This window comes from Actinoplanes sp. CA-142083 (genome assembly GCF_050942195.1).
Classification (GTDB): Bacteria; Actinomycetota; Actinomycetes; order Mycobacteriales; family Micromonosporaceae; genus Actinoplanes.
Window position 1 is genome coordinate 9,582,285 of sequence record NZ_CP192076.1, and the last position, 23,703, is coordinate 9,605,987.

Sequence of the window (23,703 nt, forward strand, 5' to 3'; positions counted from 1 at the left end):
GGTCGTTCTCCCTTACTCAGGTCGGTGGCTTACGGCTTCGACGTTGTTGCCGTCCGGATCGCGGACGAAGGCTCCGTAGTAGTTCTCGTGGTACTCCTCGTGGATCCGCGGCTCGTGCAGCACCTCGGCGCCGCCGGCCACGGCCGCCTCGAAGAAGGCGTCGACCTCGGCGCGGGATCGGGCCACGAACGCGATGTGCGACTCGCGGAAGCCGTCGCCCTCACTCAGCTCACTGATCCAGAAGTTGGCGTGGCCGCCCGTGCCGTACCCGATCGCGACCTTGACGTCCATCATCCGGCTGCCGCCCAGCGGCGCGAGGACGGCGTCGTAGAACGTGGCGCTGGCGGCGAGATCGGCGCATTGGAACCCCACGTGGTCGAGCACGGCTCAGACCCCTCCCTCGACGCGCAGCACGCTGGCGATGGATCGGACGATGTCCAGTTGCGACAGTGAGTCGACGGTCGCCGCGAGATTGGCGTCGGGGGCGCCGTGGGTCACGATGACCAGCTTGGCGTCCTCCTCACGGCCGGACTGGCGGACCGTCGCGATCGACACCTCGTGCCGGGCGAAGACGCCGGCCACCGCGGCCAGCACGCCCGGCTTGTCGTCGACGTCGAGATTGATGTGATAGCGCGTGACGGCCGCGCCGATCGGGCGGACCGGCAAGTGGGCGTAGTTGCTCTCGCTCGGCGCCCGGGTGCCGGAGAGCCGGTTGCGGGCGGCCGCCACGATGTCGCCGAGCACCGCGCTCGCGGTCGGCGTGCCACCCGCGCCCCGGCCGTAGAACATGAGCTGCCCGGCCGCCACGGCCTCGACGAACACCGCGTTGAACGCGTCGCCGACGCTGGCCAGCGGGTGCGTCCGCGGGATCATCGCCGGGTGCACGCGCACGCTGACGGACTCTTCGTTTCTTTCCGCGATGCAGAGCAGCTTGATCGTGCAGCCCATCTCGCGGGCGCTGGCCATGTCGGCCGCGGTCACCCCCGTCATGCCCTCGCGGAACACGTCGGCGGCGGTGACCCGGGTGTGGAACGCCAGCGAGGCGAGGATGGCCGCCTTGGCCGCGGCGTCGAAGCCCTCCACGTCGGCGGTGGGGTCGGCCTCCGCATACCCCAGCTCGGTGGCCTCGTCGAGGGCCTCGCTGAAGCCGGCCCCGGTCGCGTCCATCGACGAGAGGATGAAGTTGGTGGTGCCGTTGACGATGCCGGTGACCCGGGTGACGCGGTCGCCGTGCAGCGACTCCCGCAGCGGGCGCAGCAACGGGATCGCGCCGGCCACCGACGCCTCGTAGTAAAGGTCGGCGTTGCCCTCGGCGGCCGCGTCGTGCAGCGACGGGCCGTCCTCGGCGAGCAGCGCCTTGTTGGCCGTGACGACGCTCTTGCCGCCGCGCAGCGCCTCGACCAGCCAGCTGCGGGCCGGCTCGATGCCGCCGACCACCTCGATGACCACGTCGACGTCGTCGCGCTTGACCAGGCCGAGCGCGTCGGCGGTGAACAACTTCTCGTCAACCGGGAGATCACCGCGCTCGCGGCCGAGCCGCCGAACCGCGATCCCGACGATCTCCAGGGGGGCGCCGATGCGGGCCGTCAGGTCGTCGGCCTGGTCGTGCAGCAGGCGGACCACTTCCGAGCCGACGGTGCCGCAGCCGAGGAGGGCCAGGCGGATCGGTTTACTCACGCTCATCCAACATCCAATGCGAGCAGGTCGTCCTCGGTCTCGCGGCGCACGATCACGCGCGAAGCGCCGTCGCGCACCGCCACCACCGGCGGCCGAGGCACGTGGTTGTAGTTGCTGGCCATGCTCCGGCAATACGCGCCGGTGCCCGGCACGGCAAGAAGATCTCCGGGCCGCACGTCCGCGGGCAGGAATTCATCCTTCACGACGATGTCCCCGCTTTCACAATGCTTTCCCACGACGCGGGCCAGCATCGGCTCGGCGGCGCTCTCGCGGCTCGCCACCGTGGCGGAGTAGGAGGCGTCGTAGAGCGCGGTGCGGATGTTGTCGCTCATGCCGCCGTCGACGCTCACGTACGTGCGGATGCCGTCGACGTCCTTGACCGTGCCGACCTCGTAGAGCGTGAGCACGGCCGGCCCGACGATCGCGCGGCCGGGCTCGATCGAGAGCCGCGGCTTGCGCAGGTTGGCCAGGTCGCACTCGCCCTCGACGATCTTGTTGATCCGTTTGGCCAGGTCACCGGCGGTGGAGGGGTCGTCCTGGGTGGTGTACGCGATGCCGAAGCCGCCGCCGAGGTCGAGCTCCTCGAGCTCCACGCCGCGGGCGTCGCGGATCTGGGCCTGCAGCTCGAGCACCCGGCGGGCCGCCACCTCGAAGCCGCTGGTGTCGAAGATCTGCGAGCCGATGTGGGAGTGCAGGCCCTTCAGGTTCAGGACGCCCTCGTCGAGGATCCGGACGGCCGCCGCGAACGCCGCGCCCCCGGCCAGCGAGAAGCCGAATTTCTGGTCTTCATGGGCGGTGGCGATGAACTCGTGAGTGTGAGCCTCGACACCTACGGTGACGCGTACGAGAACGCTTGGCCTTTTGCTCGATTTTTCGGACAAATCGGTTAGGCGGGTTATTTCGTCGAATGAGTCGACGACGATGCGTCCGACACCTGCTTCCAGCGCGCGGGACAATTCCGACATCGACTTGTTGTTGCCGTGGAAGCCGATGCGCTCCGCGGGGAAGCCGGCTGCGAGCGCCACCGCCAGCTCGCCGCCCGAGCAGACGTCGAGGAAGAGGCCCTCCTCGTTGATGATCTTGACGACCGCCTTGCACAGGAACGACTTGCCCGCGTAATAGACGTCGGCGTCGCCGAAGGCCGACGCGAACTCCCGGCACCGGGCGCGCAGGTCGACCTCGTCGAGCAGATAGGCCGGCGTGCCGTGCTCGGCCGCCAGGTCGGCGACGCTCACGCCGCCGATCTCCAAGACCCCGGCCGCGGCGCGACTCACTGTCCGTGGCCAGAGTTGCGGCACGAGGGCGTTGACATCCTCGGGCGTACGCAGCCAGGCGGGCCCCCGCTGTCCCAGGTCGCCGTGCAGCGCCCCGGCCTCATGAGCTCGCATGCCCTACATCCTTTCGGGGGCCGAGACCCCGAGCAGGCCCAAACCGTTAGCGATCACCGTACGGGTGGCGTCGTTGAGCCAGAGCCGCGCCCGGTGCAGATCCGTGATCTCCTCGTCGCTCAGCGGCAGCACCCGGCACTTGTCGTAGAAGCGGTGGTACGCCCCCGCGACCTCCTCCAGGTATCGCGCGACGTGGTGCGGCTCGCGCAACCCCGCGGCCCGGGCGACCGTCTCCGGATACTCCCCCAGGGCCTTGAGCAGCTCATTTTCCTTCTCATGCTTGAGCAGCTCGGGGTGGAAGCCGGCCGCCTCGCCCCGGGTCAGGCCGACCTCGGCCGCGTTGCGGGCCACGCTCGCCGTGCGGGCCGCCACGTACTGCACGTAGTAGACCGGGTTGTCGTTGCTCGCCCTGGTCCAGACCGCGATGTCGAGGTTGATCGGCGAGTCGGAGGAGTAGCGGGCCAGCGCGTACCGGGTGGCGTCGACACCCAGCGCGTCCACGAAGTCTTCCAGCGTGATGACGGTGCCGGCGCGCTTGCTCATCCGGACCGGCTCGCCGTCGCGTACGAGATTGACCAGCTGGCCGATGAGGATCTCGAGATTGCGCGCCGGGTCGTCGCCGAAGCACGCGGCCATCGCCTTCATCCGGCCGATGTAGCCGTGGTGGTCGGCGCCCAGCATGATCACGACCCGGTCGAAGCCCCGCTTGCGCTTGTCCAGGTAATAGGCGCAGTCGGCGGCGAAATACGTCCAGTCGCCGTCCGACTTGCGCAGCACCCGGTCCTTGTCGTCGCCGAACTCGGTCGTCCGCAGCCAGGTCGCGCCGTCGGCCTCGAAGATGTGGCCCTGCTCGCGCAGCCGGTCCAGCGCCTCCTGCAGCTCGCCCCGGTTGTGCAGGTCCTTCTCGTTGAAGTACGTGTCGAAGTGCACGCCGAACTCGGTCAGCGACTGCTTGATCTCGGCGAACATCAGCTGGACGCCCACCCGGCGGAACACCTCGAGCGCCGCCGGCTCGCCCAGCGCCAGCACGTCAGGGGCCTCCGCGCGCACCGCCGTGGCGATCTCCGCGATGTAGGCGCCGCCGTAGCCGTCCTCGGGGGCCGGCTCGCCCTTGGCGCTCGCCAGCAGCGACTTGGCGAACCTGTCGATCTGCGACCCGGCGTCGTTGAAGTAGTACTCCGTGCCGACCGTGGCGCCGGCCGCGCGCAGCAGCCGCGACAGGGCGTCGCCCACCGCGGCCCAGCGCACGCCGCCGATGTGCACCGGGCCGGTCGGGTTGGCCGAGACGAACTCCAGGTTGATCCGCTCGCCGCTCAACGTGTCCGTATGTCCGTAATCAGCACCGGCGAGCACGATGTCCCGGGCCAGCACGCCCACCGACGCGGCGTCCACCCGGATGTTCAGGAAGCCGGGGCCGGCCACCTCCACCGACTTGATCCCCGGCTGCCGGCCCAGCTCCTCGGCGAGGGCCGCGGCCAGCTCACGCGGCGCCACGCCCGCCTTCTTACCCAGCTGGAGAGCCAGCGTCGAGGCGTAGTCGCCGTGCTCGGGATTGCGGGGTCGCTCCATGGAAGTCGTCTCCGGCAGCGCCGTGACGTCGAGACCGCGGGTCTCGAAGACGGCACGAGCAGCTGAGAGAACGGTGGCAGCAAGGTTGGCGGGAGTCACTCAACCATGCTATCGGGGGTAGACTTTCGCACTCGGCGGCCACCCGAGCCCCGCCCTTCCGCTTCTTACGAATCGACGAGGCACGATGAGCATGAGTACGCCGGGACCCGAGCGGGTTCCGTCCACCGTCAAGGTCGGCAAGACCACCGGCCAGGGCAAGCCACCGAGCAAGTCCTCGCCGAAGAAGGCGGGGTCCGGCCCGGCGAAGAAGACCGGCGGGGGCAAGGGCCGCAAGCCCGTCACCCCGGTCAAGGTCTCCGGCGGTCGCAGCTGGGGCCCGATCATGGTGATCGGCCTGGTCGCGGTCATTGCCCTGGGCATCATCGGCTTCGGCGTGTACAGCGTCGTCAAGGGCTCCCGCAGCTGGGAGGACAAGGTCGCCGACATCAAGGGTGTGGTCGACTACCGCTCCCAGAAGAACCCGCAGATCGACGCGCGCGACCACAAGGACGGCACGCTGACGTACGCGACGAGCCCGCCCGTCGGCGGCGCGCACAACGCGACCCCGCAGAACTGCTCGGGTGACGTGTACGACGCGCCGATCGCCAACGAGCACGCCGTGCACAGCCTCGAGCACGGCGCCGTCTGGATCACGTACAAGCAGGGTCTCGCCGCCGACCAGGTCGCCGCGCTGACCAAGAAGGTCCAGGGCCAGGACTACACGTTCATGTCGCCGTACGCTGGGCTGGACAAGAACGTGTCGGTGCAGGTCTGGGGCTACCAGCTCAAGACCGACGACGTCAACGACGCGCGCATCGACGAGTTCATCAAGGACACGCGCCGCGTCGCCGCCCTCGAGCCCGGCATCTCCTGCTCCGGCGGCAACACCACCACCGGCCCGGTCACCGCGGCCGCCAACGGCGCCAGCATGACGGGTAGCTGATGACAGTCTCGACCGACTCGGAGGCGGCGGCGGAGCCCGCCGCCCCCGAGGACGTCCCGGCCGCCGGCCGCGACCGCCGCACCTGGATCCTGGTGATCTCGGCGCTGCTGGTCGGCGCCCTCCTCGGCCTCGGCATCGGCATCCTGGTCCCGCACCTGCGAACCCCCGGCGACACTTCGGTGGAAGCAGGCTTCCTGCGCGACATGTCGACCCACCACGCCCAGGCCGTCGAAATGTCGATGATCGTCCACGAAAAAGCGGACGACCCCACGATCGTCTACCTGGCGTCCGACATCGCCCTCACCCAGCACGGCCAGATCGGCTACATGCAGGCCTGGCTACGCGACTGGAACCTGAGCCCCACCGGCTCCGAGCCCGCCATGGCATGGATGCCCGACTCCGCCGGCTCGGTAGTCAACGGCCTCATGCCCGGCATGGCCACCCCCGAGCAGATGGCCGCCCTACGCAAGGCGACGGGCAAGGACCTGGAAATCCAGTACCTGACCCTGATGCGCCAGCACCACCTGGGCGGCATCCACATGGCCCAGGAGGCCGTGAAGCTCTCGAAGAACAAAGACGTGACCTGGCTGGCCGGCACGATGGTGGCCTCCCAGCAGAGCGAGATCACCCTGATCGACGATCTCCTCAAGAAGCTCCAGGCCACGCCATAACCCCGTTGGCGGTGGTTCCGGCAAGCCTGCTAGGCTCTGGAACCACTGAGCCCCCGTAGCTCAGGGGATAGAGCGTCGCCCTCCGGAGGCGAAAGCGCAGGTTCGAATCCTGCCGGGGGCACCACTCGGGGTTTCCCTGCTCGCCGCTTCGCTGGCTTCGCCGAGTCGTGGTGCATGTTGACCTGGGGGCCGAGCCCCCAGACCCCCACGTAACACCGTGCGGGAGCGCTCTGCGCGAACAGTCTCGCCGCAATCGGACAGTTGTCTGGGTGCGCCCGGCGGTCACCGGTCCGTGGCGGTGAACTGTGCCGAATACGTGCCGAAGCCGTGGCTGCCCGCCGTGGGGCGGTAGCCCGCCTCCAGCCGTCGGCGAAGGCCCGCCTCTCCCCCGTCGAGACAGCTGGCGTAGTTGCGGTAGCTCGGGTTTCCTGCTCGCGGCGTGCGGGGCTGCTTCTGGGGTGGGCTGTTGGTACACGTATCAGCGGGAACTTCCTGGAAGGGCGCCGGAGCGGTTTGCTGGGGCTGAGCATTTCTGGGGGCTGCTGCGCCCGTTGCCACAGCAAGGAGTGTCATGACCACGATCGGCATCGACGGCGGCGGAATGGGCGCCGGTCACGATCGCTTCGGCGGGAAGGTTGCCTTTGTTACCGGGGCGGCTAGTGGGATCGGGCGCGCCGCCGCGCTGGCTTTTGCGCGTGAGGGCGCCCTCGTGACGGTCGCTGATGTGGCCGAGGCCGGTAATCAGGAGACGGCCCGGATGATCGAGGCCAGCGGCGGGCGGGCTCTCGCGGTCCGATGCGACGTTACCCGCGGCGAGGACGTCGCGGCCGCCCTCGGCCGCACCGTCGACGCTTTCGGGCGGCTCGACATCGCTTTCAACAACGCCGGCATCGAGCAACCGGTCACCGCGACCGCGGAGCTGACCGAGAATGACTGGGACCGCATCATCGCGGTGAACCTGCGGAGCGTCTTCCTCTGCCTTCAGCAGGAGATACCGCTCATGGTGGCCCACGGCGGCGGCGCGATCGTGAACACCTCGTCCGGCGCCGGCGTGGTCGGGATCGCCGGGCAGGCCGCCTATGTCGCCGCCAAGCATGGCGTGATCGGTTTGACCAAGTCTGCCGCCCTCGACTACGCCCCGATGGGAATCCGCATCAACGCGGTCTGCCCGGGGATCATCGCCACCGCGATGATGGACCGGGTTCACCGGCGGCACCGCCGAGGGCCGGGACCGGGTGATCGCGCAGGAGCCGGTCGGCCGGATGGGCACGGCGGAGGAGATCGCCGCGGCCGTGACCTGGCTCTGTTCGGACGCGGCCGGCTTTGTCGTGGGGCACGCGATGGTCATTGACGGCGGCCAGACCGTCGGCCTGTGATCGCCCGGTCGCCGATGCCCTACCGGGCCGCGGCGTCCGGCTGCTGCGTGGCGGCCCACGAGGCGAGCAGCCGCACGGCGTCCGCGGTGGACGAGCCTGGTTCGGCGGTGTAGATCGTCATGGTCAGCCCCGGGTCGGCCCGCAGATCCATGCTCTCGTACGCGAGGGTGAGGTCGCCGACGATGTGGTGGCGGAACTGCTTTACACCGGTGCCGTGGGTGCGCACGTTGTGGGCACCCCACCGCCGGCGGAACTCGTCGCTACGGGTGCTCAGCTCACCTACCAGATCGTGCAGGTCCTTGTCGTGCGGATCTTTGCCCGCCGCGGTGCGCAGGTTCGCGACCGTCATGTCCGCGGCGAGCTCCCAGTCGGGATAGAAACGGTGCGCGCCGCTGTCCAGGAAGGCGAACCGGGCAAAGTTCGGCGGACCGGCTGAGTCACCGCCGTACATGTCGCTGTACATGGCCCGGCCGAGGTGGTTCGCGGCCAGCAGGTCGCTGCGATCGTTGCCGAGGATCGCCGGGGCCGCGATCGCGTCGAGCGACCACTGCAGGCTCGGGCGCACCGTCCATTGCCTCGGGCGCCGGCGGCGCAGGATCGCGTTACTGCCGTCCGCCTCGTGGGCGAGCCGCAGCAGATGCGCCCGTTCGGCGTCGTCGAGCCGGAGGGCGCGGGCGATCGCGTCGAGCACGCCCGCGGAGACGCCGGCCAGCGAGCCACGCTCCAGCTTGGCGTAGTACTCCACGCTCATGCCGGCCAGCCCGGCCACCTCGGCGCGCCGAAGCCCCGGGACGCGGCGCTGGCCGGTCGTGGGCAGACCGGCCTGCTCCGGGCTGATCCGGGCGCGGCGCGAGGTCAGGAACTCACGCACCTCGACATGGTTGTCCATGACCTCGACGGTACGGCGCGGGCCGTCCTCCTGCGATGCACTGTCGGTACACCCATCGACAGTGACTTCCTCGGCCGCGATCAGGCGAGTGTGCTGCGGGTATGACCGTTCTGGCCCGCGGGAGAGCCGCCCTCATGACCGTCGCCCTCGTCGCTGTCCTGGCCGGATGCGGCACCGCGTCAGCCTCCGGTATCGCGCGGCTCGACCCATCGGCGGCCGGGCCGGACACCGGGACCGGCGTGCTGCTGCGGTTCGGTGACCACGTCGCCACGGCGACCCTGACCGATACGCCGGAGTCCCGGCAGTTCGCGGCCATGCTGCCGGCAACGGTGGATCTGCGCGATGTGTGGGCTCAGGCCAAGTCGGGCCGGCTGCCTCGCTCGATCACCATCGAGGGAAGCACGCCCGTGCACGACCCCGTTCCGGGCGACATCTACTTCTGGCCGACGACTGACGTGCTCGCGATCTACTACGCCGACCTGGGCCAGGCCGTGCCCGACCCAGGTCTCGTTCGCCTAGGCGCTCTCGACACCGGCCTGGACGACCTTGGCAACAGCGGCCGACGGGCCGCGGTTCGCATCGAGCTCGCCGATCCGGCACGCCGGCCATAGGACAGGAGAATCGTCGCCATGTCCTCCACGGATTTTCCCGGCGTGCGGTGGCACGGCCACTGGGTGGCCCCGGACGTTCCGTCGTTCACGATCGACCCGACCAGTGTGGGTTCGGATCTTGCGCCTGCCGGTTTCTCGCGGGTTCTCTTCCGGCGGATCTTCGATCTCCCTGACGTGCCCGCACGAGTCCCGCTGCGCATCTCGGCCGACTCCCGGTACGTGTTGTGGATCAACGGCGCCGAGATCGGGCAGGGCCCGATCCGGTCACAGCCCCGGCGGCTGCGCTACGACGAGTACGACATCGCAGCCCGTCTGCGGCCGGGCCGCAACGTCGTGGCGGTGCTGGTGACCTACTACGGTCACCCGAACTCGTTCTGGCAGCCGGCCGCCTCCAGCTCGGTGATGGGCCGCGACGCGCAACTGGTTCTGGAAGCCCGGCTCGGCGACGAGTGGCTGGTCACCGACGAGCGATGGCGGGCACTTCGGTCCCGGGCATGGCGCGCTCTGGAGGCCGGGAAGGCGCTGGACGGTGTGCCGATCGAGTTGCTCGACGCGCGCGAGCTCGACCCCGCGTGGGTACAGCCGGACTTCGACGATTCCTCCTGGGTGCCGGCCACGGTGCTCAAGGCCGGCCACGACGGGGCGCTCGCCGAATCCCGCCCGCCGGTCGACCCGTACGGCGCGATGCTGGCCCGGGGCATCGGGATGCTCGACGGCCCTCGGGTCGTCGCGCCGTCGATCGTCGTGCAAGGCGCACCGGCCCTCGCGGACCTGCCCGACCACCCGGCCGAGCGGCTGATCCGCCAACTCCGGGAAGGCGGCCCCAAGCAAGTCGGCCGGCTGCCGCTCACCGTCGATCGCGGCCCCGATGCGGCAACCCTGATCACCGTCGACTTCGGCCGGATCGTCGCCGGCCACGTCGAACTTGAGGTCGACGCCCCGCCCGGCGTCCGGCTCGACCTGTTCTACCAGGAGTCCGCGCGCTACGACGCCGCCCGTGGCCCGGTCGACTCCGCGCCCCGCAGCAGCGCCAGCTACGTCACCCGCGGGTTCGCCGACCACTACCGGGCCGTCGACATCAACGGGCTACGGCAGATCTTCCTGATGATCCCCCCGGGCGAGGGCGCGGTCACCGTACGGGACATCGCCGTGAGCGAGCAGCACTACCCGTTCACCCGTGGGGCCACGTTCCATTCCAGCGACCCGGAGCTGGACCGGCTCTATCGGGCCGGGATCCGGACCACCGAGCTGAACTCGTTCGACGCTTTCACCGACTGTCCGACGAGGGAACAGCGGGCCTGGGTGGGTGATGGGGTGGTGCATCAGATGGTGCACCTGGTCGCCAACGAGGACTGGCGGCTGGCCCGCAACTACGTCACCCTCGGTGCCTCGCCGCGCGCGGACGGCATGTTGCCGATGAGCGTCGCCGGGGAGATCGAGTACCGCGGCGGGTACACCATCCCGGACTGGGCGCTGCACTGGATCCACGGAGTGTGGAACCAGTTCCGTCATGACGGCGACCGGTCGGCGACGCTTGAGCTGCTGCCGGTGGCCGAGCGGGTGCTGCGCTGGTACGAGCCCTACATCGACGACCGCGGCACGCTCAGCGACCTGCCGGAATGGAACCTGATCGACTGGTCGAGCGTGTTCTCCAGCGGCCGCTCATCGCTGATCACCGGCTTGTGGGCGCGAGGCCTGGCCGAGTACGCCGAAATGGCCGACTGGCTGGGAAACACCGGGTCGGCCGCTTGGGCCCGCACACTGTGGGAGAACGCGCGTGTCGGGTACGAGGACTTCTGGAGCCCCGGCCGCGGCAGCTATGTCGACCACATCGTCGGCGGCAAGCAGATGCCGGCGCTGTCCCAAGCCGCCGGAGCTGTCGCGATCGTGTCCGGGCTCGCCCCACCCGAGCGGCGGGCCGGCATCGTTGACGTGATCACCGAGGCTTCCCGGCTCGTCGTCCGATCCTGGATCGGCGGCGAGGACGGCGGCTACGACATGACCAAGATCGTCGAGCAGACGCTAGGCATCTACCGGATCGACTGGGACGTCGACCACGAGATCGTGCTGGCCGAACCGTTCTTCAGCTACGTCGTGCACGACGCGGTTGCCGCCGCCGGCCGAGCGGATCGCCTTCCGGGTCTGCTGCGGCGCTGGAGTGTTTTCCTGCAGGACGGCTTCGACACCTTCGGCGAGTGCTGGGGCTGGGGCACCCCGGTCCACGCCTGGAGCTCCACCCCAACCAAAGACCTCATCTGGTACGTGCTGGGCGTCACCCCCGACGAGCCGGGATACGCCGCTGTCCGGGTCGCGCCCCGGCCCGGAGGCATCGAACGCATGGCGGGCGCCGTCCCGACCCCGCACGGGCTGGTCCGGGTCGAGGTGGCGAACGGCCGGGTCGGGGTCGACAGCCCCGTCCCGGTGCGGTTCGTGTCGTCGAGCGGCGAGGAGACCTCCGCCGCGGCCGGGCACAGCGACTTCGTCCTGTGATCGACCACCGTGCGGAGGTTATCCGTCCGGGTCCAGCAGGCGAGCCAGAGTCCGGCGTCCCAAGAGGGCCATCGGCGGGTTGGAATCGGCGTAGTACCAGGGCAGGCCCATGGCCTGTTCGAAGGCCCAGGCCCTGCCTCGCTCCCACTCGAGGTCGTCGCGGTTCAGGGCCGACCGCAGGAGCTGTCGGGTGGGCTTCCGCAGTAGGTGCCAGGCGGCTACCAGGTCCAGGGCGGGGTCGGCCGGGGCGAATCCGCCGGTGTCGAGGATTCCGGCCAGGCGGTTGTCGCTGACCAGGACGTTGCCGGGGATCAGGTCGCCGTGGGTCATGACGTCGGGAGACGTGCGCGGGAGGGTGCGGAGGTGGGCCCAGAGGCGGCGGAGCGGGGGCACGTCAAGGAAGGGCTCGCTGCGGTGGAAGCAGGTTTCCATCCACTCGTCGTGGTCGGTGAGGATGCCGCCTCGGCCTCTGCCGTTGAATTGGCGGCCGGCGGTGTCGGCCTGGCGTAGGGCGTGGATGAAGGTGGCCAGATCCTGGGCGAAAGACTCCGAACTGGCGGGGTCCGCGTCGGTGGCGATCGTTCCTGCTAGCCACGTCTGCACGAGCCACGGTACGGGGTATCCGGCGCCGGGCTCGCCCAGCGCCACGGGCTCGGGGACCGGGAAGGGGGGATCCGCGCCAGTTCCGCGCCGGCGCTCGACTCCCGCTCCAGATCTGATCGCGCCGCCGCCGGATCGGTGAGGCGCAGCGGGAAACGGGCCGCGAAGCTGTCGCCGAGCCGGAAGATGGCTTTCACTGTCCCGGCCGACCGCAAGGCCCGGACCTCGAGGCTGCCCCACTGAGGGAACTGCTCGCGGACCAGGGTGGCGACCGTCTCGGCGGTCACGTCGATCGAGGGGTTGGATCTGCCCGACGAGTCCGGCAATGTGCTGTACGCGTACACCACGCTGGCCGGCTCGCCCAGCGAGGAACGCCTCAAGCTGCTCGGCAGCCTCGCCGCCACCAGGGCGGACACCTCGACCACCGCTGACCCCCGAACTGACCCCGGGCGTCCGTAACCATCGAAAGCAAGATCATCGGTCGTTGCCGGCCGCGACTGGTGAACCTCGGCCGTCCCGTCTCAGGCGGCAGCTTTGGTCTTGATCTGCTCGATCGCGGCGTTGAACCCGTCGGGGGTGCCGCTGGAGCCGGCCAGATGGGAGACGTTCACCTCGTCGATCGGTCGGCCGACGACGACGGCGGGGACGGCTGCGGCGAAGCGGTTCTGGTAGTCCAGCGAGGTGGGGTTCGTCGCCTGCGGTCCGACGGTCACGGCGGTGATGACACCGTCGGTGAGCGTGACGGTGACGTCGATGAAGGACGGTCCGCTGCCGTATTGGCCGGTGGCGCTGTAGGTGCCGTCGGTGTAGCGGGTGCCGGTGGGTGAAGACGGACGGCTGGTGCCGGTGGGGGCGCTGGTGGCAGGCGGCAGGCCGCTCGGCGGTGACGAGGCGCCAGAGCATCCGGCTGCCGCGGCGCAAGCGGCGATTCCGGTCAGGACAAGGGTGGTGACCTTCTTCGGGGGCATGGTTGATCCTCGGGTGTCGGGCTCAGGTGAACAGCTGGCCGGGGAAGTCGGGTGAGATTTCGGCTCGGCCGTCGCTGAGCATGCGGACGTAGGTGAAGCGGAACCGCTGGCTCAACCCGCGGGCATCGGTGAAGAACAGCGCGGTGGCCAGGCCATCGGCCAGAGCCGCGTTGTCAGCAACAACCCAGGTCGCGGCCACGTCCCGAGTCGGAACGCCGGTACGGGCGTCGATGATGTGGTGCAGGCCGTCGCCCCAGGCGCGCCGGTTGACGGCCGAGGCGCACAGCGCGCCGTTGTGCAGGCTCGCGACGCCGATCACCTGGCCGGGCTGGAACGGGTGTTCGAGTCCTACGCGGACCGGTTGGTCGCCGTGGTGGCGCAGGTCGCCGCCGGCGTCGATAACGTGCTCGGTGATCGCCGCGTCGTGCAGGATCGCGGTGATCAGGTCGACGAGGTAGCCCTTGCCGGCGGCGCCCACGTCGATCACCACCGGCTGCCGAGTGGTGACCGTGACACCCTCGCGGAGAACGTCTACCGGCCAGCGTGCACGGTGCGGCATGGGCCCGGCGGCGTGTGGCACAAGGGTGTAGGTCGCGTCGTAGCCGAGCAGCTCCAGGCCGCGGCCGACCAGCGGGTCGACGGCGCCGCCGGTCGCGGCGTACAGGTCGTCATACAGGCTGAACAGGGCCAGGCAGTCCGGCGGGAACGAGAAGGTGCTCCCGCCGCCGGCTGTGGCGATCTTCGTGACCAACGAGTCCGGGCGGAATCGGGAGTACGTCGCGTCGAAGAGCTGGATGCGTTCGTCGATAGCGGCCCGGACCGGGCCGCTCAACGCCGAGCCGGTGGTGATGGTCCATCCGGTGCCGATGGCATCGAAGGTGAGAGCGGGCATCAGGCCTGGTTGGCGGGGCGCAGCAGGATCTCGTTCATGGCGAGGTGCCGGGGCCGCTGCAAGGCGAAGACGATGACGTCGGCGATGTCGCCGGCGGTGACCTGCGCCTGGCTGTAGAGCTGTTGCACGGCGGCCTTGGTCTGGCCGTGGGTGATGTGGCCGGGCAGCTCCGTGGCGACCACGCCGGGCTCGATGACCAGGACCCGCACGTCGGGCAGCACCTCCTGGCGCAGCGACTCGGACCAGCCGTTGAGGCCCCACTTGGTGGCGGCGTAGACGCCGTTACCGGCCCGCGCGGTGCGCCCGGCGACCGAGGAGATGTTGACGATGTCGCCGCCACCATCGCGGATCTGGTCGAGGAACACCTCGGTGGTGGTGATCGCACCCAGCAGGTTCACCTCGATCATCTGCCGGTAGTCGTCGCGCTGCTCGGCGGAGAACGGGCCGAGCAGCATGACACCGGCGTTGTTCACCAGCACGTCCGCGCCACCGAGTTCCTCCTGCACGCGTGCCGCCGCAGCGGTCAAGGCGTCGCGGTCGGTGACGTCGGCGGCGATGGCGAGCGCGCCGTCGCCCAGTTCCTTGGCGAGGGCTTCGATCCGGTCGGTACGGCGGGCGAGCAGCACGACCTGGTAGCCGACGGCGTGCAGGGCGCGGGCGGTGGCTTCGCCGATACCGGACGACGCGCCGGTGATGGCGGCGGTGCGACGGGCGTTCGAGGTGGTCATGACAGGGTTCCTCCTTCGCGGGCTTCGAGGTGAAGGGCGGCAGCGGCCAGCTAGCCCGCGTGCGTTGGCCAAGGCGGACGCGCCGAGATAGGCGGGTGGCCGACGGCCGGGAGCGCAGCGTTACCGCTCGTGCGGCGTGCGGATGGGGCTTTCCTCGGTGGCGGCCCAGGACGCCAGCAACTCCAGGCCGTCGCCCGACGGGGTGCCGGGCACGGCGGTGTAGGTGACGATGGTCAGGGGCGCGTCGTCGCCGGGCAGTTCGAGGGCTTCGTGAGCCAGTTCCAGCTCGCCGATGGCCGGGTGGTGGAAGCGTTTGACGCCGTGGCGGTGCACGAACACGTCTTGGGCGGCCCACCAACTGCGGAACGGCTCGCTGTGCATGGACAGTTCCCCGATGAGATTCATCAGTTGCTGGTCGTACGGGTTCGCGGCGGCGACCAGCCGCAGGGCACCGACGGATTGCCGGGCGACGGTCTGCCAATCCGGGTAGAAAGCCGGAGCGTGCGGGTCGAGAAACGCGAAGCGCATTGAGTTCACCGGCCGCGTCGCGGTGCTGAACATGGGCGAGTACAAGGCCTGGCCCAGCGGGTTGGCGGCGAGAACGTCGAAGCGGTGGGTACGAAGGATCGCGGGCACGCCGACCATGGAGTCCAGCACCTGGCGGATCGCGGGGCGGATCACCGGGGCGCCGGTCCGGGGCTTACGGGTGCGGGCCGGAGCCGAGCCGGCCGCGCGGGCCAGGTGGTGCAGGTGCGCGGTCTCGGTGTCGTCCAGTTGCAGGGCCCGGGCGAGCGCCTCGAGGACGCTGTCGGAGGCCCCGGCGAGGTTTCCGCGTTCCAGGCGGGTGTAGTACTCGACGCTGACCCCGGCCAGGGCGGCGACCTCGCCGCGACGCAGTCCGGCGACGCGGCGGCTGCCGTAGGCGGGGATTCCCGCCTGTTCCGGGCTGACTTTGGCCCGGCGGGAGCTGAGGAACGCGCGGACCTCACTGCGGTTGTCCATGCCCCCACGGTAGGCATCCGGCCTGGGCTGAGGGGGTCCCTGGCGGTACCCCTCAGCGCAGTGCCTCCCTCGCGGCGGGCGTGCCGGGTTACCTGAGAACATGTCGAGCGTCTCCACCGCCCCCACTCGATCCGCTGTTGCCGGTGCGGCGCCGTCGGCGGGTCCGTCGCTGATCGTGGCGATGCTCGGCTTCGCCGTCGTCACCCTCGACACCCAGGTCGTCAACGTCGCTTTGCCCGACATCAGCCGCGACCTCGGCGGGAGCCTGTCCGGGCTGCAGTGGGTCGTCACCGGCTACACCCTGATGTTCTCCTCGCTGCTGCTGTTCGCGGGGACGTTCGCCGACCGGATCGGCGCACGCCGGGCGTACGGAACCGGAATGTTGATCTTTGTGGTGGCGTCCGTGGCCTGCGGGCTCGCCCCGGGCCTGGGCTGGCTGATCGCCGCGCGCATCGTGCAGGGCGTCGGCGCGGCGCTGGTCACCCCGACCTCGCTGGCGCTGATCCGGGCCGCCTACCACGACAGCGGCGCCCGGGTCCGGGCCATCGCGTACTGGGGAATGGGTGGCTCGATCGCCGCGGCGGCAGGGCCGGTGCTCGGTGGTGCGCTGACCGAGCTGGACTGGCGGTTGATCTTCTTCCTGAACGTGCCCGTCGGGATCGTCGCCGGGCTGGCGCTGCGCCGCGCCGCCGACTCGCCGCGCACAGCAACGCCGTTCGACTGGATCGGGCAACTCACCGCAGTGCTCGCCCTCGCGGCTCTCACCTACGGGGTCATCGAGGGCGCCCACCTCGGGTACGGCAGTGCGCGAATCCTCGTCGCGTTCGTGGTGGCCGGGCTCGCCTTCGCGGTGTTCCTGACCGCGCAGGCCCTCGCCAGGCACCCGATGCTGCCGCTGGACCTGTTCCGCAGCCGCGCCGTCGGCACGGCCCTGACCGTCGCGTTCCTGGGCATGGCCGGCTTCTACGGCGTCGTGTTCCTCCAGGGCCTCTACTTCCAGCAAGTGCGCGGTGCATCCGCCTTCACCACCGGGCTGCTGTTTCTGCCGATGACCGCCCTGGTGCCGATCCTGGCTCCCGTCGCGGCCCGGATGGCCAACCGGTTCGGGCCGGGCGTGCCGATCATCTTCGGGCAACTGCTGATGGCGGCCGGGCTGGCCGGGCTGGTGCTGCTGCCGGCGGACGCTCCGTTGCTGCTGGTCGCCGCGGTGATGATCCCGGTCGGGGTCGGTGGCTCGTTCACCGTCCCGTCGATCGCCGCGCTGCTGCTCGACAGCGTGCCGTCGCACCAGGCCGGCACGGCCAGTGCCGTGTTCAACATGTCCCGGCAACTCGGTGGCGCCCTCGGCGTCGCCGCCTACGGCGCGGTCGTCGCCTCCTCTGCCGCGTTCCTCAACGGCCTGCACATCAGCCTCGCCGTCACCGCCGTTCTGCTGTTGTGCACCGCATTGGCAAGCCTCACGCTGCGCCGTAAGCACCATCCACATCGCACGACGAACACTGATGATGCGGGCCACCCGGGCCCGAGAACATGACCCGGGCGGGTCAGGGCATACCGAGGTGGAGGAGGAGACGCTGTGACGAACGAAGCCAGGACAACGCCGTGGACGGCCGACGAACTGACCGCGATCAGCGGCGCCGAGGAGATCGGAATCGCGTCGCCGCGCGGTGACGGCACCCTGCGGCCTTACGTGACGATCTGGGTCGTCCGCGCCGGCGACGAGCTGTATGTCCGCTCGGCGCGCGGCCCGGCCGGCGGCTGGTACCGGCACGCCGTGACCAGCCGGATCGGCCGCATCCGCGCCGGTGGCCTGGAACGCGACGTGACTTTCACCGAGCCCGCTCATCCTGACGTCCACGCCGGCATCGACGCGGCCTACCACGCCAAATACGACCGGTACGGGCCCGCCATCGTGGGACCCGTCGTCGGGGACAAGGCGAGCGAGGTCACCCTCCGCCTGCTCCCGCGCAACTGAAAGGAACGCTTCATGACCACCGTCCCAACCTTCACATTGACCAACGGCGTCGACATCCCGGCTATCGGCTTCGGCGTCTTCCAGACCCCGCCCGATGAGACCCGCTCGGCCGTCGAGGCCGCCCTGTCGGCCGGCTACCGGCACATCGACACCGCCGCCGCGTACGGCAACGAACGTGAAGTCGGCGAGGCTATCGCCAAGTCGGGCGTCCCGCGTTCCGAGGTGTTCGTCGAGACCAAGATCTGGATCAGCGACTTCGGCTACGACCAGACCCTGCACGGCTTCGACAAGAGCGCCGGCAAGCTGGGCGTCGAGCAGATCGACCTGCTGATCCTGCACCAGGCGCTGCCCTCGGAGTTCGACAAGACCCTGGACGCCTACCGGGCCCTGGAGAAGCTGCTGGCGGACGGCAAGGTCCGCGCCATCGGGGTCAGCAACTTCATGGTCGAGCACCTCACCCGGCTGCTCGACACCGCGACGGTCGTGCCGGCGGTCAACCAGATCGAGGTGCACCCGTACTTCCAGCAGCGCGCGGTGCAGGCGTTCGGCGGCGAGCACGGGATCCTCACCCAGGCGTGGTCGCCGATCGGCGGGATCACCTTCTACCGCGACGGCGAGCACACCAGCACCCTGCAGGACCCGACCATCGGCGAAATCGCCGAGGCGCACGGCAAGTCCCCGGCGCAGGTGATGCTGCGCTGGCATGTGCAGCAGGGCCGATCGGCCATCCCGAAGTCGACCAAGCCGGCACGGATCGCCGAGAACATCGACGTGTTCGACTTCGAACTCACCGGCGAGCAACTCGCCGCGATCGACGCCCTGGACACCGGCAAGCGCGGCGGCCCCGAACCCGCCGACATCACCCCGGAAACCTTCGGCCGCCCGATCCCCGAAGCCTGATCAAACCCGGAGAACCATCATGCGTACTGCGAAACTCGGCAAGCTCGAAGTCGGCCGGATCGGCCTCGGCGCGATGGGCATGTCCCACGGCTACAGCGGCGCCGGCAGCGACGACACCGAGTCGATCCGCACCATCCACCGCGCGATCGACCTGGGCGTCACACTCATCGACACTGCCGAGGTCTACGGCCCGTACGTCAACGAGGAACTGGTCGGCCGGGCCCTGCAAGGCCGCCGCGACCAGGTGGTGCTGGCCACCAAGTTCGGCCTGATCTCGCACACCGGCCGGGGGCCGGGCAGAGCCGACAGCAGCCCCGACAGCATCCGCACCGCCGTCGACGGCTCCCTCAAACGGCTCGGCACCGACCACATCGACCTCTACTACCAGCACCGCGTCGACCCGGACACCCCGATCGAAGACACCATGGGCACCCTCGCCGACCTCGTACGGGACGGCAAGATCCGCTACATCGGACTGTCCGAGGCCTGGGCCGACACCATCCGGCGCGCCCACGCCGTGCACCCGGTCACCGCACTGCAGTCGGAATACTCGATCTGGACGCGGGACCAGGACGAACTCCTGCCCGTGCTGCGCGAGCTGGGCATCGGCCTGGTCGCCTACTCCCCGCTCGGCCGGGGATTCCTCACCGGCACGCTGCGTACGCCCGCAGATCTGGAAAAGCTCGACGACAGGGACTTCCGCAAGAACCACCCGCGCTTCACCGGCGAGAACTTCCAGCGCAACCTGCGCATCGCCGACCAGGTGCAGCAGATCGCCGACCAGATCGGCGCCACCTCGGCCCAGGTCGCCCTGGCCTGGGTGCTCGCCCAAGGCAACGACGTCGTGCCGATCCCCGGCACCAAGCGGGTGAGCCGCGTCGAGGAGAACACCGCCGCCGACGACATCGAGCTCACCACCGAGCAGGTCACCGCGCTCACCTCCCTACCACCCGCCGAAGGCGGCCACCACACCGACGACCAGATGAAACTCATCGAACGCTGACATCGCCACAACGCACGAAGTCGCCGTCCGCGTTCGCGGGCGGCGGCACGCGCCGATTCCAGCCCAGTAGTTCGGATTCCTTGGAGGAGAGACAGTGAGCACGACCGGAGAACCCTCGACCGCACAACGTCTCGTTGGCGACATCGCACCCAAGCTCGCCGAGCTGACCGACGACGTGCTGTTCGGTGACGTCTGGGATCGCCCCGAACTCGCCCGCCGAGACCGTTCGTTGATCACCGTCGCCTCCCTGGTGACCAACGGCAGCACCGAACAACTCGTCGGCCACCTGCGCCTCGCGAAGCAGAACGGCCTCACCGAGGCCGAGTTGGTCGAGGCGATCGTGCACCTGGCCTTCTACGCGGGCTGGCCGCGAGCGATGTCCGCGATCGCCGTGGCGAAGCGGGTGTTCGCCGACGAGAAGCAACCCAACGAGTGAGACAGCTTCACCCCGTCGTGGGCGGCGCTGCGATGGGGACTGGAGCCAGACTCATTGCCGTAGCTGACGCCACTCGAATGGGTGCTCGCCACTCCCAACCGGCAATGGAACGCTGGCAAGCGTGCCGAAGCCCACGACGGTCATCCACGACATCCGCGTCGCCCACGGCGACGATGGTCGTCGGCCGGCCGCGATGCAGGCGCAGGCGCCACTCGGGCACTTCCTGCTCGCCGCTTCGCGGCTTCGCCTAGTCGTGGTGCATGCCGACCTGGGGGCCGAGCCCCCAGACCCCACGTAAGACCGTGCGGGGGTGCTCTGTGTGGCTGACGGGGCCTCGCAGTGCCGAAGGGTTCCGCCACCTCACTGTCACGCTCGCCCGAACTGGGGATGCTGTTTTGCGTCTTGATTGGTCCAGGATGGGTGGCCATGACGGGTCATCGAGCGAGAGGCCTGGGCTACGCCGGGCTGGCTGCGGCCGCGTTCGGCGTATCGGTGTGGGTCCTGCGTCGGCTCAAGTTCGGCGACGTCGATCCGCTCAGTGCTGCCATCGGGTTCCTGTCGCTGCTGGCGGGAATCGCTGCGCTTGTTGTCGCGGTGCGGGCCTGGCGCAGCCAACAGGCCGAGACCGCTCAGGTCGTCGAACAGCTCGCCGCCACGGTGCGGGACAAGGAACAGCAGGCGCGGCGGCAGCTGCTGGGCGAGCCCGGCCGGACCATCGACGTACGTTTCGACTTCCGGCCGGCGCCGGCGCACAACGCCGGCAACGCAGCCCGCCGAGGGCGGCTGACAGATGTCGCCGGCTATTACCGGAAATTGCAGCCGTCCCGCATGGTGATCACCGGTCCGGCCGGCGCCGGCAAGACCGTGCTGGCAGTGGAGCTGATGATGATGCTGCTGCAAGACCGGGACAAGGGCGACCCTGTGCCAGTGCGTGTGTCCACATCCTCCTGGGACATCGGCGCCGACCAGCCGCATGAGCCCCCCGACGCACCCCAGCGGATGCAGCAGTGGCTGATCGCTCACCTGGTCGACGTCTATCAATTGCCGCAGCGGGCTGCTCAGGCGCTGGTAGTCGCGGGTCTGATTCTGCCGGTCGTCGATGGGTTGGACGAGTTGGACGCCACCGACGAGCCGGGCTACGCGTCACGGGCTGGACAGGCGTTACGGGTCTTCAACGCCTACCAGCGGTATCGGGACAGAGCACCGCTGATCGTGACCTGCCGGACCGGCCACTTTCAGGCGCTGGTCGACGATGACCTGTGGATCGAGGACGCCGCTCGGGTGGAGCTGCGCCCGGTGACCGTCGCGCAAGCTCACGCGTTCATCACCGCCCGGGTCACCGGCATCGACCGGTGGCGAAGCGTCCTGGACCGCATCGGCGATGACGAAGGAGGCCCGCTCGCCGTTGCCCTGTCGACTCCGTGGCGGCTGACGTTGGCCACCGTCGTCTACGAACAACGCCGCCCGGCCGGCGAGTACGAGCGGGAACCACACGAGCTGACGAGCCCGGCTCTAAGTACGCCTGACGCGATTCGCGACCACCTGCTCGCCCAGTTCCTGCCCGCCGCCCTGTCCAGCAACGCTGACCAGCCGTACGACCCGGTACGAGCACACCGCTGGCTGTCGGTTTTGGCCCGCTACCTGCACCACAACACGGCCACCGGGCGCAGCCTCGGCGGCCGGCCACTCTCCGGCACCGACATCGTGCTGCACGAACTCTGGCCCCTGGCGGGATCCCGCCGCCCCCGCGTCGCCGCTGTCGCACTCTTTGCGCCCATGTGGCTGGTAGCGCTACCGATCATCCTGAGCCCGGTATCCACCGGTTTCTCCGTACCTCAACTGCTCGCGGGCGTGGGAGTAGCAGCGGGAATCGCGACCCTGGTTTGCCTGTCGTGGGCCACTTTCTGGCCTGAACCATCGCGAATGAATCTCAACCTGTTCCGTACCCAGCGCGGCCGCCGCACGCTCGCGATCGACCTCGCGGTCGGGCTCGCCTTCGGGCTCGCGGTCGGGCTCGCGGTCGGGCTCGCGGCCTGGTTCGAGTTGGGGCTCGCGTTTTGGCTCGCGATCATGCTCACGTTCGGGCTCTTGTCCGGGCTCGCGGTCGGGCTTGCGGAGTCAGCTAGCGCCGGGAGTCTGGATCCACGATCAGTCATTCGCAACGACCTCGCGTTCGGGCTCGCGTTCGGGCTCGCCTTCGGGCTCGCGGTCGGAGTCGCGGTCGGGCTCGCGGTCGGCCTTGCCTTCGGGCTCGCGTTCGGGCTCACGGTGGGGCTCACGTTCGGGCTCACGTCGGGGCTCGTCGGCGGACGTGCGGGACTGCGGTACTTGGGGTTACTGCTTTGTACCCGTTGGCGTCCGGGGACTTGGCTGCCCTGGCGGCTGGGCCGGTTTCTCGACGCTTGTTACCAGGCCGGACTCTTGCGCATCGCCGGCAACGCCTACCAGTTCAGGCATCGCGAGTTCCAGGACTATCTGGCCCACCACGGCAACACCACACCCCGCCTCCTGACACCGACCCGCTAGCGGATCTCAAGCGTCTGGGGCCAGCAGTCGGGCCAGGGTTTGGCGACCTAGTCGGGCCATTGGCGGGTTGGTCTCGCCGTAGTACCAGACCAGGCCCATGGCCTGTTCGAAGGCCCACGCCCTGCCTCGCTCCCACTCCAGGTCGTCGGAGTTCAGGGCTTTGCGTAGGAGCTGGCGTGGGGTTCTCTCCAGCAGGTGCCAAGCTGCTACCAGGTCGAGGGCTGGGTCGGCGGGGGCGAAGCCGCCGGTGTCCAGGACGCCTACCAGGCGGTTTTGGCTTACTAGGACGTTGCCGGGGATCAAGTCGCCGTGGGTCATCACGTCGGGGGAAGTGCGCGGGAGGGCGCGCAGGCGGGACCAGAGGCGGCGGAGCGGGGGCACGTCAAGGAACGGCTCGCTGCGTTGGAAGCAGGTTTCCATCCACTCGTCGTGGTCGGTGAGGATGCCGCCTCGGCCACTGCCGTTGAAGTGGCGGCCGGCGGTGTCGGCCTGGCGTAAGGCGTGAATGAAGGTGGCCAGGTCATCGGCGAACGCCTCCGAACTGGACGGGTCCGCATCGGTGGCGATGGTTCCTGGGAGCCACGTCTGCACGAGCCACGGTAGGGGGTATCCGGGGCCGGGCTCGCCCAGGGCCACAGGCTCGGGGACGGGGAAAGGGGAGATTTGGGCCAGTTCTGCGCTGGCGCGCGACTCCCGCTCCAGGTCTGATCGCGCGGCGGCCGGGTCGGCTCGGCGTAAGGGGAAGCGGGCCGCCAGGCCGTCGCCTATGCGGAAGATGGCGTTCACCGTCCCGGCTGACGGCAAGGCCCGGACCTCTTGGCCGGCCCACTGAGGGAACTGCTCGCGTACCAGGGCGGCGACCGTCTCGGCGGTCACGTCGATCTGGTCGTCATGCATGGGCATTCCGGCACGCTCCCTCGTGTCGCGATGAAGACTGCCCAACCGAGGGCTCTTGCGCACGCCAATTTGCCGGACTCCGTGCAGTGACCGACGCTTCATTGCTTTATACCCCTAGGGGGT

24 protein-coding genes, 1 tRNA gene and 1 pseudogene are annotated in these 23,703 nt (G+C 69.6%); 14 read left to right on the forward strand and 12 right to left on the reverse strand.

The window, feature by feature from the left end; translation table 11 throughout:
* Positions 1-12 precede the first annotated feature (12 nt).
* Genes ACQPZX_RS44075 through argS form a run of 4 tightly spaced genes read right to left on the reverse strand, consistent with a single transcriptional unit; the run spans position 13 to position 4,733 of the window.
* Positions 13-384, reverse strand: coding sequence for a VOC family protein (locus tag ACQPZX_RS44075; RefSeq protein WP_433369704.1), 372 nt, complete (start codon positions 382-384; stop codon positions 13-15).
* 3 nt (positions 385-387) lie between these two features.
* A complete protein-coding gene (locus ACQPZX_RS44080; protein ID WP_433385842.1) occupies positions 388-1,665 on the reverse strand; it encodes a homoserine dehydrogenase in 1,278 nt (425 codons plus the stop codon).
* A gap of 14 nt (positions 1,666-1,679) precedes the next feature.
* Positions 1,680-3,065: a diaminopimelate decarboxylase gene (gene lysA / locus ACQPZX_RS44085; RefSeq protein WP_433369707.1), complete on the reverse strand. Its 1,386-nt coding sequence runs from the start codon at positions 3,063-3,065 to the stop codon at positions 1,680-1,682.
* A gap of 3 nt (positions 3,066-3,068) precedes the next feature.
* Positions 3,069-4,733 (reverse strand): arginine--tRNA ligase, encoded by a 1,665-nt coding sequence (gene argS / locus ACQPZX_RS44090; RefSeq protein ID WP_433369709.1) that lies wholly within the window; start codon positions 4,731-4,733, stop codon positions 3,069-3,071.
* Between the two features lie 85 nt (positions 4,734-4,818).
* Here argS and ACQPZX_RS44095 point away from each other — a divergent pair, with 85 nt between their 5' ends.
* The 5 genes and pseudogenes from ACQPZX_RS44095 (at position 4,819) to ACQPZX_RS44115 (ending at position 7,663) form a co-directional block, all read left to right on the forward strand.
* On the forward strand, positions 4,819-5,616 hold the full coding sequence (locus ACQPZX_RS44095; RefSeq protein ID WP_433369712.1) for a DUF3105 domain-containing protein: 798 nt from the start codon (positions 4,819-4,821) through the stop codon (positions 5,614-5,616).
* Positions 5,616-6,287: a DUF305 domain-containing protein gene (locus ACQPZX_RS44100; RefSeq protein WP_433369715.1), complete on the forward strand. Its 672-nt coding sequence runs from the start codon at positions 5,616-5,618 to the stop codon at positions 6,285-6,287. Before ACQPZX_RS44095 ends, ACQPZX_RS44100 begins: the two co-directional genes overlap by 1 nt.
* Before the next feature lie 49 nt (positions 6,288-6,336).
* A tRNA-Arg gene (locus ACQPZX_RS44105) sits at positions 6,337-6,411 on the forward strand.
* Between the two features lie 477 nt (positions 6,412-6,888).
* Positions 6,889-7,437, forward strand: a pseudogene (locus ACQPZX_RS44110) (SDR family NAD(P)-dependent oxidoreductase); the annotation flags it as partial.
* 112 nt (positions 7,438-7,549) lie between these two features.
* Positions 7,550-7,663 (forward strand): SDR family oxidoreductase, encoded by a 114-nt coding sequence (locus tag ACQPZX_RS44115; RefSeq protein ID WP_433369717.1) that lies wholly within the window; start codon positions 7,550-7,552, stop codon positions 7,661-7,663.
* 19 nt (positions 7,664-7,682) lie between these two features.
* Here ACQPZX_RS44115 and ACQPZX_RS44120 read toward each other — a convergent pair whose 3' ends face one another.
* Positions 7,683-8,552 (reverse strand): helix-turn-helix transcriptional regulator, encoded by an 870-nt coding sequence (locus ACQPZX_RS44120; protein WP_433369720.1) that lies wholly within the window; start codon positions 8,550-8,552, stop codon positions 7,683-7,685.
* 101 nt (positions 8,553-8,653) lie between these two features.
* On the opposite strand from ACQPZX_RS44120, the gene ACQPZX_RS44125 reads away from it, so the two are divergent.
* Together ACQPZX_RS44125 and ACQPZX_RS44130 are read left to right on the forward strand one after the other, a co-directional pair.
* Complete coding sequence (locus ACQPZX_RS44125) at positions 8,654-9,163, forward strand: cyclophilin-like fold protein (RefSeq protein WP_433369723.1); 510 nt, start codon at positions 8,654-8,656, stop codon at positions 9,161-9,163.
* A gap of 18 nt (positions 9,164-9,181) precedes the next feature.
* Positions 9,182-11,653 (forward strand): alpha-L-rhamnosidase N-terminal domain-containing protein, encoded by a 2,472-nt coding sequence (locus ACQPZX_RS44130; RefSeq protein WP_433369726.1) that lies wholly within the window; start codon positions 9,182-9,184, stop codon positions 11,651-11,653.
* Positions 11,654-11,671: 18 nt separating this feature from the next.
* Here ACQPZX_RS44130 and ACQPZX_RS44135 read toward each other — a convergent pair whose 3' ends face one another.
* The 6 genes from ACQPZX_RS44135 to ACQPZX_RS44160 all read right to left on the reverse strand — a co-directional run bounded on the left by ACQPZX_RS44135 (position 11,672) and on the right by ACQPZX_RS44160 (position 15,843).
* On the reverse strand, positions 11,672-12,301 hold the full coding sequence (locus tag ACQPZX_RS44135) for a phosphotransferase (RefSeq protein ID WP_433369728.1): 630 nt from the start codon (positions 12,299-12,301) through the stop codon (positions 11,672-11,674).
* Positions 12,241-12,678 (reverse strand): hypothetical protein, encoded by a 438-nt coding sequence (locus ACQPZX_RS44140; protein WP_433369731.1) that lies wholly within the window; start codon positions 12,676-12,678, stop codon positions 12,241-12,243. Before ACQPZX_RS44140 ends, ACQPZX_RS44135 begins: the two co-directional genes overlap by 61 nt.
* A gap of 96 nt (positions 12,679-12,774) precedes the next feature.
* Positions 12,775-13,221 carry a hypothetical protein gene (locus ACQPZX_RS44145; protein ID WP_433369734.1) on the reverse strand — a complete coding sequence of 149 codons (447 nt, stop codon included), beginning with the start codon at positions 13,219-13,221 and terminating at the stop codon, positions 12,775-12,777.
* A gap of 22 nt (positions 13,222-13,243) precedes the next feature.
* Positions 13,244-14,113 carry an FAD:protein FMN transferase gene (locus tag ACQPZX_RS44150; RefSeq protein ID WP_433369737.1) on the reverse strand — a complete coding sequence of 290 codons (870 nt, stop codon included), beginning with the start codon at positions 14,111-14,113 and terminating at the stop codon, positions 13,244-13,246.
* Positions 14,113-14,841: an SDR family oxidoreductase gene (locus tag ACQPZX_RS44155; RefSeq protein WP_433369740.1), complete on the reverse strand. Its 729-nt coding sequence runs from the start codon at positions 14,839-14,841 to the stop codon at positions 14,113-14,115. The genes ACQPZX_RS44150 and ACQPZX_RS44155 overlap by 1 nt, the downstream gene beginning before the upstream one ends.
* Positions 14,842-14,961: 120 nt before the next feature.
* Positions 14,962-15,843: a helix-turn-helix transcriptional regulator gene (locus ACQPZX_RS44160; RefSeq protein ID WP_433369743.1), complete on the reverse strand. Its 882-nt coding sequence runs from the start codon at positions 15,841-15,843 to the stop codon at positions 14,962-14,964.
* A 100-nt stretch (positions 15,844-15,943) separates the two neighbouring features.
* On the opposite strand from ACQPZX_RS44160, the gene ACQPZX_RS44165 reads away from it, so the two are divergent.
* The 7 genes from ACQPZX_RS44165 (at position 15,944) to ACQPZX_RS44195 (ending at position 22,683) form a co-directional block, all read left to right on the forward strand.
* Positions 15,944-17,377, forward strand: coding sequence for an MFS transporter (locus ACQPZX_RS44165; RefSeq protein WP_433369746.1), 1,434 nt, complete (start codon positions 15,944-15,946; stop codon positions 17,375-17,377).
* Between the two features lie 42 nt (positions 17,378-17,419).
* Positions 17,420-17,818, forward strand: coding sequence for a DUF2255 family protein (locus tag ACQPZX_RS44170; RefSeq protein WP_433369748.1), 399 nt, complete (start codon positions 17,420-17,422; stop codon positions 17,816-17,818).
* A gap of 12 nt (positions 17,819-17,830) precedes the next feature.
* Entirely contained in the window at positions 17,831-18,718 is an 888-nt protein-coding gene (locus tag ACQPZX_RS44175) for an aldo/keto reductase (RefSeq protein ID WP_433369751.1), read from the forward strand.
* 19 nt (positions 18,719-18,737) lie between these two features.
* The gene (locus ACQPZX_RS44180) at positions 18,738-19,721 is read left to right on the forward strand and encodes an aldo/keto reductase (protein WP_433369754.1); all 984 of its coding nucleotides are present in this window, start codon (positions 18,738-18,740) and stop codon (positions 19,719-19,721) included.
* A gap of 94 nt (positions 19,722-19,815) precedes the next feature.
* On the forward strand, positions 19,816-20,157 hold the full coding sequence (locus ACQPZX_RS44185; protein ID WP_433369757.1) for a carboxymuconolactone decarboxylase family protein: 342 nt from the start codon (positions 19,816-19,818) through the stop codon (positions 20,155-20,157).
* Positions 20,158-20,278: 121 nt separating this feature from the next.
* Positions 20,279-20,455 carry a hypothetical protein gene (locus ACQPZX_RS44190; protein WP_433369760.1) on the forward strand — a complete coding sequence of 59 codons (177 nt, stop codon included), beginning with the start codon at positions 20,279-20,281 and terminating at the stop codon, positions 20,453-20,455.
* Between the two features lie 128 nt (positions 20,456-20,583).
* Positions 20,584-22,683 (forward strand): NACHT domain-containing protein, encoded by a 2,100-nt coding sequence (locus tag ACQPZX_RS44195; RefSeq protein WP_433369762.1) that lies wholly within the window; start codon positions 20,584-20,586, stop codon positions 22,681-22,683.
* Positions 22,684-22,689: 6 nt separating this feature from the next.
* On the opposite strand, the gene ACQPZX_RS44200 is transcribed toward ACQPZX_RS44195, so the two are convergent.
* Positions 22,690-23,586 (reverse strand): aminoglycoside phosphotransferase family protein, encoded by an 897-nt coding sequence (locus ACQPZX_RS44200; RefSeq protein ID WP_433369765.1) that lies wholly within the window; start codon positions 23,584-23,586, stop codon positions 22,690-22,692.
* Positions 23,587-23,703: the final 117 nt, after the last annotated feature.